General features: G+C 49.2%; 8 protein-coding genes. All 8 read right to left on the minus strand.

Going from position 1 to position 13,222, the window contains the following annotated elements:
- Positions 1-1,046, minus strand: a 1,046-nt coding sequence (locus H8S52_RS18625) for a sigma-54 dependent transcriptional regulator (RefSeq protein ID WP_186910367.1), incomplete at its 3' end; no start/stop codon positions are given.
- Positions 1,043-3,382, minus strand: coding sequence for a hybrid sensor histidine kinase/response regulator (locus H8S52_RS18630; protein WP_117588718.1), 2,340 nt, complete (start codon positions 3,380-3,382; stop codon positions 1,043-1,045). The genes H8S52_RS18625 and H8S52_RS18630, both read right to left, overlap by 4 nt.
- 87 nt (positions 3,383-3,469) lie before the next feature.
- Positions 3,470-3,946 (minus strand): HU family DNA-binding protein, encoded by a 477-nt coding sequence (locus H8S52_RS18635; RefSeq protein ID WP_117588717.1) that lies wholly within the window; start codon positions 3,944-3,946, stop codon positions 3,470-3,472.
- Positions 3,947-4,117: 171 nt separating this feature from the next.
- Positions 4,118-5,485, minus strand: coding sequence for an efflux transporter outer membrane subunit (locus H8S52_RS18640; protein WP_117588716.1), 1,368 nt, complete (start codon positions 5,483-5,485; stop codon positions 4,118-4,120).
- Entirely contained in the window at positions 5,482-8,673 is a 3,192-nt protein-coding gene (locus tag H8S52_RS18645; protein ID WP_117588715.1) for an efflux RND transporter permease subunit, read from the minus strand. Before H8S52_RS18645 ends, H8S52_RS18640 begins: the two co-directional genes overlap by 4 nt.
- An 18-nt stretch (positions 8,674-8,691) precedes the next feature.
- A complete protein-coding gene (locus H8S52_RS18650) occupies positions 8,692-9,789 on the minus strand; it encodes an efflux RND transporter periplasmic adaptor subunit (protein ID WP_117588714.1) in 1,098 nt (365 codons plus the stop codon).
- Complete coding sequence (locus tag H8S52_RS18655) at positions 9,786-11,501, minus strand: histidine kinase dimerization/phospho-acceptor domain-containing protein (RefSeq protein WP_370527591.1); 1,716 nt, start codon at positions 11,499-11,501, stop codon at positions 9,786-9,788. The genes H8S52_RS18650 and H8S52_RS18655 overlap by 4 nt, the downstream gene beginning before the upstream one ends.
- The coding region (gene tet / locus H8S52_RS18660; protein ID WP_186910368.1) for a tetracycline resistance ribosomal protection protein at positions 11,501-13,222 on the minus strand (1,722 nt) is incomplete at its 5' end. The genes H8S52_RS18655 and tet, both read right to left, overlap by 1 nt.

A 13,222-nucleotide genomic window follows, 5' to 3' on the forward strand; every position in this document is an offset into this window, starting at 1 on the left:
CGCACGTTGCCCGGCCATGCGTGTGTCAGCAACGCTTTACGTGCTTCGGAACTGAACCCGCTCACGCTACACTCCAGCTCTCTGTTTGCCATATCACGGAAGAACTCTGCCAGCGGCATAATGTCTTCTTGACAGTCACGCAACGGAGGAACGGTTATCCCGAAGTCGTGCAGGCGGTACAGAAGATCCTGCCGAAAACGCTTTTCATTCACCGATACCTCCAAATCTTCATTGGTAGCAGCGATGATGCGGACATTGAAATTCCGGTCTGCCTTGTCTCCGACCGGGCGATACCGCCTCTCCTGTATGGCACGGAGCAACATCCGCTGCATTTCCATCGGCAGGTTGGCCACTTCATCAAGAAACAATGTACCGCCATTGGCTTCTTGAAAATACCCAACATGGGTAGAATCTGCTCCTGTGAATGCACCTTTGATGTGTCCGAAGAATGCGGACAGTGCCAATGTCGGGGACAACGAACCACAGTCCACCGCCACGAAAGGCTTATCCGCACGTTTGCTCTGTGCGTGGATGTGTTGGGCAATATGTTCTTTGCCCGTACCGTTCTCACCTAATATCAATACACTCATACGGGTGGGTGCAACCAACCGGACACGCCGCTTGATTCCTTGATATGCCGTACCTTGCCGGACAAATATCGGGACTTGTTTGTTCCTTTTCTGTTCCTGTGCTTTGTGTATGGAGCGGATGAGAGGAACAAGCCTGTCCTCTACCAATTGCTTGGGAATATAGTCGGCGGAGCCGAGTTTCATACTTTCCACTGCCGTATGCACCTCGGCGTAATCGGTCATGATGATGAACGGCTGCGGCTTCCCTTCCTTGCGCATCCAACGCAACAGGTCGACACCCTCACCATCAGGTAGACGCAAGTCGGCAAGCACAGTATTATCTTCCTCTGCCTTTGCCAGCAATTTCTTGGCGGTAGAAAGCCGATACGCCTGCATGGTGTCGAAGCCGCCTTTCTTCAAGAAGTTGCAGACATAATCGTTATAAACGGGATTGTCCTCTACTACAATTACCTTCATAATCCGTCTTCCTTTCGTTTTTTAGCCTGTTCCACAATCTTGTCACCCATTGCCAATACTGCATTCACGGTGTGTTGAATCTCGTTATCGGAACATTCCGTGTCTGAATGCAGAAGTCTGTGCAGTTCCCATAGTGGTTTGTCCGCACGGATTACTGCCCACGAACTGCGTAAACGGTGTACCTGCATATCCAATTCTTTGCGGTCACACCGCTCTCCGGCATCGCTAATGGCTTGCATGTCCTTTTCCGTTTCGGTTTTCAGTTTGTCAAGCATAGTCACCTTGTCACCATACGCCAATAAAGAAGAAAGGTCAGGTTGTTTCTCTTTGTTATTTTTGACAGAAGATACTGAAAGGCATTTGCCCGACACCGCCAGCAGTTCCGACAGGCCGAACGGCTTGAACAGGCAGGCGGAAAAGCCATGAGCCAGCAGTTCTTCTTCGGTGCAGCTTCCCGAAGCAGTGGCGACAATCACAGGGATGGTCTTCGAGTTGCCGACGTGGGACGAGCGCAGCAGTTCCAATACCTCAAAGCCATTTATTTCCGGCATCTTCAAGTCTGTAATCAGCAGGTCGTAGTCCTTTGTCCGCATGGCTTCCATGAGGTCGCTTGTATTAGTGCACACATCACAACGGATACCGTAATGGGCATACATATCCATTGCCATCGAAAGAAGAATGTCGTTGTCATCCAACATAATGACCGAATAGGCACGTTCAGAATAAGGATATTGTTCTTGCACTTCTTTCTTTTCGATGACAGCAATATCAGCGGTTTGCATGGGTATTTCTATCGTGAAACGACTGCCCCGACCTTTCTTGCTTTCCAATCGGACAGTACCGCCTAACATATCCACGATGCGTTTCACGATGGATAATCCTAATCCGAAACCGTCCTGCGTGGCGGCGTTGGAGAGCCGTTCAAATGCTCCGAACACCCGTTGCTGTTCTTCTTCGCTCATACCGCTGCCTGTATCTTCCACCACAATGGAAAGGTTATTGCCGTTGTAGTCCATGCGGAGCGATACGCTTCCGGCTTGCGTGAACTTGATGGCATTGGATAACAGGTTTGCGGAAACCTGCATAATGCGCTCCTTGTCGCCCATGAGGATAACATCGGTATTGCATTCCACCGTCAAACACAAGTCCTTTGTCTCTGCCAATGGAGCAAATTCCGCCGATAAAGCGTCTGCCATGCCCTGCAAACGGAACGGGGAAGTATTCGCACTCTCCTTTCCACTATCCAACCGAAAGAAGTCAAGCAGCGTGTTCAACATGGCAATCATTCGTTGCGATGCCTGCCGGATATTGCCCGAATAGCGTTCCGTCTGCGTTGCATTTTCTCCGTTGGCTATCAGTTCCGCATAGCCGTGTATGGCGGTCAGCGGTGTACGCAGTTCATGAGTAATGGTGTGCATGGCTCTCTTGCGTGAGGAAATCAGTTCCCTGTTTCTCATATCCGATTCATGGAGTTGCCTTATCAGATTAACGGTCTTTGCCTTATACCGCTTTATGCGGCGTATGTCCCTGTGGATGATGATGTATGACACAACCAAAAGAAGAAAAAGAAATCCTGTCAGCCCTCCGATTTGAAAGAACGAGCGTTCACGCATGGCGGTTATCTCTGCCTCACGCTTTTGCAGGTCACGTTCTACTTTCCTGTCCATCTGCCCGATAAGCGATTGCAGTTGTCGATTCAATTCGCTGTTGCGCATGGCGAGGCTGTCGGCATGTTCCGACAAGCGGCGGCTTTGCGCCTGTTGTTGTGTAATCTCCTTGCGGTTCAGTGCATGGAGCATGGAGGTTGTGGCGGTCGGTTTCGACTTTTCTTTCTTGCCGAACAAGCCTAAGAAACCTTTGCGCTTCGTTTTCTTAGGCTGTTCCTGTGTGCTTTTTGCCGCAATGAAGGGTACACGCTTAGCAATTTCCCGATTCAAATTTTCCTGTTTATTCAATACTTCCACAATGCTACAAAGCAAATTTTCCTTGCTTTCTAACAAATGACGCACACTGTCTATCCGCTCTGCCGGATAAACGGTTTTGAAACGGCACAGCAGACTATCCACCGCCATGCGCCGGATATGGTAATGCTCCAAATCCTCGTCTTCCCACTCCAACACACTTTCGCCCAAAAGGGAAAGCCCCGTCATTTCCCCATAAACAAGATGCACTTCCTGACGAAAAGCATTTATACGTCGGTTCTCCGTTTCCAATGCTTCAATCTCTTTCCATTCATAAAACCACAGGTACATGATGCCGACTGCCAGCAGGCACATCAATAAATAACCTGCGGCAATCAGCGTGCGGAGAAATTTTGTTCCTATGGTACTTCTCATTTGATTATTCCTTTTTAATCATGCAGCCCGTAGTCCATCTAAAACCACAGGCTGCATACATTATAGCAATCTTTGTCAGCAATGACATTATCCCAAAGGATTGTCACCATCTTCGCCATTACCGGAACCGTCTGTGCTTCCGCCACCCTGCGCCGGGTCATCGTCCTTCGCATCGGCAGAAAGTTCAATCCATTCCAAATCATCGCTGTCCACAAGGGCACGGGTGTAGGTCTTGTTCGACAGCCGCTCCCGTTCGGGTGTGAACTGCACGCGCACCGCCTGCACCTGCTTGTCGAAGTCCGCCAAATCCTTCACGCCCTTCGTGTCGAGCGTGTAGCGGAAATAGCCCAGCCCCTTGATGTGGACGCTCTTGCCCTGCGCCATGCGCGTGTGCATCACGCCTGCGATGTCGCCCAACACGGCTTGCACGTCACTGTTACTTACTGTGAAGATTTTCGTCAAATCCTTTGCTATGGTCTCCGTTTCCACGGGCTTGCCCTGCACTACGGCTTGGGGATAGTAAACGCCCTGTTGCTTCTGAAACGCTTTTTCCCCAAAAGGCATAGTCTTACGTTTTTAATTGGTTGATGAATAATGTTTATTGTCTCACTCGGATGCCTTTGCAAGCATCCGTTTTGCTGTTGCCTGAACTAACCTCCACTCTTGATTTTCCGAAGTGCCACTTCGACCACCACAAAGTGGCACCTTGTGCGCCTCGAAGTGCCACTTTGTCTTTCACCAGCTTCCACCTCCCAACGCATGATACAGATTTATCATCCCCTGTATTTTGTCGAAATGATCGTTTGCTTCCGTCAGTTCAGCGGAGAGCAGGGATTGCTGAGCGGTAAGCACTTCCAAATAGGTGGTGCTACTGCTGTGTTCCATCAGCTGGCGGGTACTTTCCACGGTGCGGCGCAGAGCGGCTATCTGCTTGCCATCAAGTTGCAAACGGCGGTCGGCTGTCTGCCATTGTGCAAGAGCATCGTTCACCTCGCTACCCGCTTTCAGCAGACTTTGCTGGAAAGAGAGTAACGCTTCCTGTTGCTGTGCCTTGGCGATGCGCAGGTTGGCGATGTTACGCCCACGGTTGAAGAGGGGGTGTGTCAATGAGCCGACTGCACTCAGTAGCCAGCGTCCGGGATTGATAATGGCGGCACCGGTACTGTTTGTCCAACCTGCAGACCCGCCCAGCGTAATGCTGGGATAAAAGGCGGAGCGGGCGGCACCGGTGGCATAGAACGCCTGTGCCAGCGATGCTTCTGCCTGACGGATGTCGGGACGGCGGGCAAGCAACTGCAGGGGTACACCTACGGAGAGTGTATCGGGAAATTGCTGTTCTGTCAACGTACCGCGTTCGATATGGGAAGGCACATCGCCTAAGAGCAAGGAGATGGCATTTTCCTGTTTCTTGACTTGCTGTTCCAGAGTAAGCACATTCGTTTCCACGGTAAGCAGGTTGGCACGTGCCTGCTGCACGGCAGCTTCGGTGGTGTTGCCGAACTGCTTTTGCAGTTCCAACGTGCGCAACGACTCGCTCCAACTCTCGGCGGTGCAGCGGTTGATGTCGAGTTGTACATCCAACATCAGCAAGTTGTAATAACTGTTGGCAATTGTGGCGATGAGTTGTGTCTGCACTGCCTGCCGGTAAGCGCGGCTCTGCTCTAAGGCGGCACGGGCACCACGTTTGGCATTGGTCAGCTTGCCGAACAAGTCCAGCTCCCACTCGGCGGAAGCAGCAAGGGTGTAGGTCTTGGTCGTCTTGCTACCATCGAAGCTACTCAACGTACCTTGCGGGGCAAGCGACACTGAGGGCAGGTAGGCAAGGCGCGAAGACATCAGCGTGGCTTCTGCCTCCACCACTTTCAGACGTGCGACGTTAAGGTCGTTGTTATTCTCCAGTCCTCGCCGGATGAGGGATTGCAAGCGTGTGTCGGTGAACAGTTCGCTCCAATGCAAGGAGGCGATGGAGGCTGTGTCTTCCGCTTGTATGTCGGTGCCATACAGCCCATCGGTTTTCACTTCCTCCGGACGGGAGTAAGGTTTATAGACTCCGCACGAGGCAAGCAGCAGTGCGGTAACTGTTGTCAGTAATATATTTCTCATGATTCCTTTTCCTTTTTATGTTTCTTCAAATCTTCCATTTCACCTTGTATCGACCATTCGCCGGAGGAAACAGCCTGCATGGGACGTACCTTCTCTTGCAACCACTGGAAAGCAATGAACAGTGCCGGAACCACAAATAGCAAGGCAAGTGTACCGACCAGCATACCACCCACCGCACCGGAACCCAACGTGCGGTTACCGTTGGCTCCTACTCCCGTTGATACCATCAGCGGTAGCAGTCCGAACACCATTGTAAGGGCTGTCATTAGGATGGGGCGCAATCGCACCTTGGCGGCTCCAACGGCAGCTTGTATCAGCGACATGCCCGCCTGTCGGCGTTTGACGGCATATTCCGTTATCAGGATGGCGGTCTTTGCCAGCAATCCGATGAGCATAATCAAACCGGTCTGCATATAGATGTTATTCTCCAATCCCATCAGCTTGGCAAACAGGAAACTGCCCAGCAAGCCGAAAGGAAGGGCGAGCACCACGGCAAACGGGATGAGGAAACTTTCATAAAGTGCGCTCAGGATGAGATAGACCAGCACAAAGCAAATGGCGAAGATAATCACCGTGTTGCTGCTCGACTGACTTTCCTCGCGGGTGATGCCGCCAAACTCGTAGGTATAGCCTTTGGGCAATGCCGTGGACGCCGCTTCGCCGATGGCACGGATGGCGTCGCCGGAAGAATAGCCGTCGGCAGCCGAACCGTTGACCGCAATGGAGCCATAGAGGTTGAAGCGGTTGAGCGACTGTGGCCCGTAGGTCTTGGTAAGCCGGGCAAACTGGCTGATGGGAGCCATTTCACCGTTGCCGGTACGCACATAGAGGTGGTTCAGCGATTCCGGTGTGACCCGTGTGTCCGGCTCCGCCTGTATCATGACACGGTAGAGCTTGGAGAAACGGTTAAAATTGGAGACATACTGCCCGCCATAGTAACCGGACACCGTGGAAAGCACCTCTGCCGGAGAAAGCCCCGAACGTTCGCAACGGGCGGCATCAATGTCCAGCGTATATTGCGGATAGTCTGCTGAAAAAGCGGTATAGGCAGTCCCGATTTCCGGGCATTGGCTCAGGGAGGCAATGAATCCCTTGGTGGCATCGTCCAACTCACTGACAGGTTTGCCCGTCTTGTCCTGCACGTGCAGTTCAAAACCGTTCACCATGCCGTAGCCGTTAATCATGGGCGGGGCGGCGGCAAATAACTGCGCATCCGGTATTTTCTGTGAAAGGGTGTTGATGCGTCCGATGATAGAGTTTACATCATCTTCCTTGCCGTCACGTTCCGACCAGTCGCGCAGGGAGATGATAATCAGTCCCGCACTGGCTCCCGAACCGCTGAGCGAATATCCGCTGACGGTGGCATAATGCTTCACCTGCGGCATTTGTTGGATTTCCTTTTCCAACTGCGCCAATACTTGGGTGGTGCGGAAGAGCGAAGTGCCCGGCTTGGTATTGACGCTCACCATGACCGTACCCGTATCTTCATCGGGCACAAGTCCGGTCTTGGTAGTGCGCATCAGCACCACCACCAGCGCCACCGTAGCCACCAGCAGTCCCCATGTCACCACCCGATGGCGGCAGAAGTAGATGACACCCCGAACGTACCGCTTCACCAAGACCTCGAAAGCCGCATTGAACGCCTTGCGGAAGCGTGCCGAAAAACCGCTTTTCTCTTTGCCGTCCGCATCTATATAAGGTTCAAGCAGTAAGGCACACAGAGTCGGTGAAAGTGTCAAGGCATTGACTGCCGACAGTCCGACCGCCACCGCCATCGTGATGCCGAACTGCGTATAGAATACGCCGGACGTGCCGCCCATCATGGAAACCGGGATGAATACCGCCATGAACACCAGCGTAGAGGTAACGATGGCAGCCGTAATGCCCGACATGGCTTCGTTCGTCGCCATATACGATGAGTAGTAACCGGCATCGAACTTCGCCTGTACTGCCTCGACTACCACAATGGCATTGTCCACCACCGTACCGATGGCAAGCACCAGTGCGAACAGCGTCAGCAAGTTGATGGAAAAGCCCGCCACCGCCATGAAAGCGAACGTGCCGACCAAAGAGACGATAATGGATATGGTGGGAATCAGTGTCGAACGGATGTCCTGCAAAAACACATAAACCACCAGTACAACGAGAATGATAGCCTCTATCAGCGTCCAAAGCACATTCTCGATGGAGGCAAAGAGAAAGTCGTTCACGCTCAACAAGCTGGCAAACTTCAATCCTTCAGGCAAGTCTTCGGATATTTCATCTATCAGCGCATCAATCTCCTGTACCACCTCCGTAGCATTGGAACCGGCACTCTGGTAAGCCTCGGTGATACATCCCGCATGACCGTCCGTCATGGCACGATAGGTATAGGCTTCATCACCCAACTCGATGCGGGCAATATCTTTCAGACGCAAGATTTCTCCGTTGGAAAGCGAACGGATAACAATATCACCAAACTCTTCGGGCGTGGAGAAGCGTCCCCTATATTTGATGGTATATTCGTAGGCATTCTCGTGGTTCTCGCCGAAAGCACCCGTAGCCGATTCCAAATTCTGCTTTTCGAGGGCATTGGTCACGTCTGACGGTATCAGTTTGTACTGCGCCATCACGTCCGGTTTCAGCCAAATGCGCATGGAATAGTTGGATGCCAATACATTGAACTCACCCACACCGGCAATACGCTTGACGCGCGGCTCCACATTTATCTTCATGTAGTTGTTGATAAACTGCATATCGTATGAATCGTCCGGGCTGTAGAGGGCGACCACCTTCAATAGCGACTTCTGTTGTTTCTGCGTCTGCACCCCGATTTTGGTTACTTCGGCAGGAAGCAATCCCTGTGCCTTCGATACGCGGTTTTGCACATTGACTGCCGCCATGTCGGCATCAGTTCCCTGACGGAAATAGACATTCACTGTAACATCTCCCGTATTGGAGGCTTCCGAATGGATGTAGCTCATGTTCTCCACACCGTTGATGGCTTCCTCCAACGGGACAATGACCGACTTCTGCACCGTTTCGGCATTGGCACCGGGATAAGAAGTCGTTACTTGCACCGTGGGCGGCGCAATGTCTGGATATTGCTCCACAGGCAGCCCCGTCAGGGATATGATGCCCAACAAAACAATAATTACGGAAATAACGATGGAAAAGACCGGGCGGTCTATAAAGAATCGTAAATTCATAACTTCTTCCTCCTCTTATTACGGTTTTAAGGTTACGGCATCGCCGTTATTGAGCAAGCCTACGCCTGTAGTCACAATCACATCGCCAACATCCAATCCGGAAGTGACGGTATAGCGGATGCCGTCATGCACCGGATTGACTTCAATACGGGTAGCCACCGCCTTGCCATTCACTACCCGATAGACAAACAGCTTGTCCTGCAATTCGTAGGTGGCTTCTTGCGGAATGGGAATAGCATCCTGCAAGGTCTGCGGGATAAGTATATTTCCCGTGCTTCCGCTCAGCAGCACCCGTTCGGCGTTGGGGAATACGGCACGCAAGGAGCCACTTCCGGTCTGTCGGTCAAGTACGCCGCTGATGCTCTCAATACGCCCTTCCTTTTCATAGATAGTTCCATCACCCAGTTGCAGACGGACGGCAGGCATCTCTTCCAAGGTTCGGTTGATGGAGCCGTAACAGCGTATCAATGACTGCAATCGCTGCCCCGACATGGAGAAATAGACATACATCTCCGAATTATCCGATACGGAAGTAAGCGGTTGTGCCGAACCGGAACTGACCAATGTGCCCACGCGGTAAGGGATGGTGCCTATTACTCCGTTTGCGGGACTCTTTACTTCTGTATAAGAAAGGTCGTTGTGGGCATTCACCTCCTGCGCTTTGGCTTGTTCCAACGCGGCTTCGGCCACGAGAAGCGCATTGCGGGCTGTGGAGAGGTCATATTCCGAAATGACCTTTTCACGATGAAGTGCCTGCTTGCTTTCGTAGGTCAGCCGGGCGGTCTGTACCTGTGCTTCGGCAGAATGGACATTGGCAATAGCTGTCCGCAGGGCTGCTTGGTAAGGAACTTGGTCTATAATAAACAACCGTTCACCCCGACGTACCTCTTGCCCTTCTTTCACGCATACCTGTTGTATCGTCCCGGACACCTGCGGATAGATTTCAATGTCCTGCCTTCCCTGTACGGATGCGGAATAAGATTCGGTCAGCGTCACTTCTCCTTTTCCTACGGTCATGACCGAATAATTGACTTCTTCCTGCTCCGGTTCCGTTTGGTGACAGGCAGTAAATGATGTTGAACAGAGTATCAACGTACTCAAGAAATACTTTTTCATAAGTTCGATATGTTTTTGTTGTTTCTGTTTAGCAGATAATAAACTAAAATAAGGATTTGTGTCATTATTTCCGATAGGGGAACTGACAGCCAAAGTCCCGGAACGCCGATGACACGCGGTAACACAAGAAAAGCCGGAACTACGAAAACAAGACCTCGCAATAGCATGAGCAAGATGGCGGTCTTGAAACATCCAAGGCTTTGATAGTACCCCACACATACCAAATTGAGAGCGAAGAACAGAAATGCGACAGAGAAATAGGGAAGTCCCTCTTGTGCGATATTAGCGGCGGCATTTGATAGACGTTCAAACGCACCGAACGCTTGTTTCTGTTCCTCTTCTGTCATGCCTGTACCTGTATCTTCAACGACCAGTGTCAGAACTCCATTATCATATTCAGTAATCAAAGAAACACCGCCTTCTTCTGTGAACTTGACAGCGTTTGACAGCAGGTTATTCCCGATTTGTATTATTCGCTCTTTGTCGGTCAATACAATGGCATCGTGTCCAGTCTTCACGGACAAGGACAGCCCTTTGTTCACGGCAACAGGCATGAACTCCGTTTCAAGTGTGTGCGTGATTGCTGAAATCCGGCAGGGTGACAGACGGGGCTGTTCCTTGCCGTTGTCCAGGCGGAAGAAGTCAAGCAAAGTGTTAAGCATATCCCGCATACGGTCGGAGGATTGCAGTATGTTTTGGATATACTGCCCGGACTTATCCTCACACTGTTCTTTCCGTATCAGTCCGGCATAGCCTGTTATTGCTGTCAGCGGTGTGCGCAGTTCATGGGTGATAGTATGTACCGCCTTCTTCCTTGACGTTATCAGTGCCTCGTTCCGTTGTACGGATTGTTCCAGTTGCCTTATCAAATCAGTTGTCTTGTGCTTGTATTGTTTAATGCTTTTTGCATCACGATGTATGATGATGTAGGAAATTAACAACAATAGAAGAACGAATCCCATTAAACCGCCTACTTGCATAAATGACTTTTCACGCATGGCAACTATTTCGTTTTCCCGGCTTTGCAGTTCGGTTTGTACCTTTTCTTCTATTTGGCAAATCAATTCTTGCAGTTGTCTGTTAAGTTCTGCATTACGAGCTGCAAGGCTGTCGGCTTGTTCCGACAATTGGCGATCCTGCACTTTCTGTTCGCTGATTACGTTTCTATTGACCGAATGAAGGATAGTGGTTGATACTGCTGGAGTTACTTCCTTTTTTTTGCCGAATATGCCTAAGAAACCTTTTCGTTTTGGCTTTTTGGACTGTTCCTGCACACTTTTCTGTACAATAACCGGAATTTGATTGGCTATCTTCTTGTTAATAGATTGTTGTTCATCCATTAACCGGACTATCTGGAACATCTGTCGTTCCTTATCCTCTAAAAGACTGCGCACACTATCGATGCGCTCTGCTGGATAGGTGGCCTTGAAACGGCAGAGCATACTGTCCATTGCCATACGCCGTGCATGGTAATGCTCGATATCTTTATCGTTCCATTCCAGTATTGTTTCACCCAATAGAGAAAATTTTATCATTTGAATATTGATATTGTTTATTTCTTTTCGGAGCTCGTCTATTTTTTTATTGCCAAGTTCTAATGCTTCTATCTCCTGCCATTCATAGAGGCTATTATATGCCATACATCCGATAAGAATGGAGATAAGTATATATCCCAACCGTATTGCCTTATAGAAATTTCCTGACCGCTCCATTATTTTAATGACATTGATTTTTGGAACATGAATAAAAGTTTATCTTTTTCGTTCATGCGGATATTATCAGAATAACCGTCTTTTGTTATTTGATACCCACATGGCTTAACCATAAAAATGCCTAAGCCCTTAGTGTACGAACTTACTTCTGAGGCATAGTCTTTACTTGTATTTAATGGAACTTTCCCTTTAATATGACACCACTCATTATTACAACTGATGTCTTCAATCTCAGACATCAGTTTTTGCAAATCTGTAATAGCTTTGGAACTCGCTACTTGGGGTATCTGCAACTCAAAACAGAGCATCGGTTCGAGAATGTCCACACCTGACTGTTGCAAAGCCAGCCTGAAGACATAAGGGGTCAGCTGTCTGAAATCAGCAGGTGTACTTACCGGGCTATAATACTCGGCTTGAGTAAAAGTTACTTTCAGATCTGTCACTTCCCATCCATGTAAACCAGATTGGCAAGACATACGAATCCCTTCAAAAACGGCATTTTGAAAAGAATGGTTCAGATAACCATAGGAGATGTCACTTTCGATTTGCAACCCTGCCCCTAACGGTAAGGGTTCAAGAGTCAGCCCTATTGTGGCCCAGTAAGGGTTGGGTGGTACTTCGATCTGAATAATCTTATTGACCTTTTTTATAGGTCGTTCTTTGTAGATAGTCTTGATCTCATCAAAATGGACCTTTACGGAAAATCGTTCTTCCAGCAATGTCTGTATGATTTCCTTTTGGGTCAAACCATATAACGAGATTTCCAATTCATCACTATATGAGTTTATGGAAAAGGACAAAGACGGGTCTTCAATCCACAATGTATTCAGAGCGGATATCACCTTGCTTCTCTCTTCGGGCTTATTTGGCCGGACGGAGGATTTGAGAGCGGGATGCTGATGAGATAATCCTTGAATCAAACAAGGTTTAGCACCTAAATAATCTCCGATTCGAAAATCTTCTATATCTTCTACAATCGCGATATCATTGGCACCCACTTCATCAACATTTATCTCTCTGCCCTGATAAATAGTCTTTAGATTTTTAATCTTGATGAATTTTTCCGAATCGTTGATTCTTACAACGTCTCGAAGTCTCAGACTTCCGTCAATTATTTTAAGAAAACTTCTTTTATGCCCTTTGGGGTCATGCTCTATCTTATAGAGATAAGCTGAAAGTCTGTTTGAGACTGATGCCGGAGGAAGTATAAAAGAAGAAATGGCGTCCAACAACTCATTGATACCGATATTGAACATTGCTGATCCATGTAGCACCGGATAGACTTTGGCTTTTGCCACAAGAGCGATTATCGTATTCCAATAATCAGCCGGTGAAATTTCGCTATCCGCCAAATATCGTTCTAATATATCGTCGTCATGGTTGCATACAAATTCTTTGTATTCTTCCTTTATATATGTTTGGGAGCAAACCGGATAAACCGATCCATCGACAACAGTTTGCATAAACAGGACATCTTGCGACAGATTTGTTTTTATATCCATATACAAACGCTCCAAATTCACACCGGCACGGTCAATCTTATTGATAAATATAATTGTCGGGATTTGCAGCTTTTGTAAAGTACTGAACAGCAACTTTGTCTGCGCTTGTATGCCTTCCTTTGCGGATAAGATGAGGACTGCTCCATCAAGCATTTTGAATGTCCGCTCCACTTCCGCAATAAAATCCATGTGTCCCGGAGTGTCAATGATATTGCATTT

It is taken from the genome of Bacteroides sp. NSJ-48, assembly GCF_014287405.1.
GTDB classification, from domain to species: Bacteria; Bacteroidota; Bacteroidia; order Bacteroidales; family Bacteroidaceae; genus Bacteroides; species Bacteroides stercoris.

Coding starts and splice junctions, on each gene's coding strand:
- H8S52_RS18655 (WP_370527591.1), bottom strand. CDS start 11,501: ATGGAGCGGTCAGGAAATTTCTATAAGGCAATACGGTTGGGATATATA.
- H8S52_RS18630 (WP_117588718.1), bottom strand. CDS start 3,382: ATGAGAAGTACCATAGGAACAAAATTTCTCCGCACGCTGATTGCCGCA.
- H8S52_RS18635 (WP_117588717.1), bottom strand. CDS start 3,946: ATGCCTTTTGGGGAAAAAGCGTTTCAGAAGCAACAGGGCGTTTACTAT.
- H8S52_RS18640 (WP_117588716.1), bottom strand. CDS start 5,485: ATGAGAAATATATTACTGACAACAGTTACCGCACTGCTGCTTGCCTCG.
- H8S52_RS18645 (WP_117588715.1), bottom strand. CDS start 8,673: ATGAATTTACGATTCTTTATAGACCGCCCGGTCTTTTCCATCGTTATT.
- H8S52_RS18650 (WP_117588714.1), bottom strand. CDS start 9,789: ATGAAAAAGTATTTCTTGAGTACGTTGATACTCTGTTCAACATCATTT.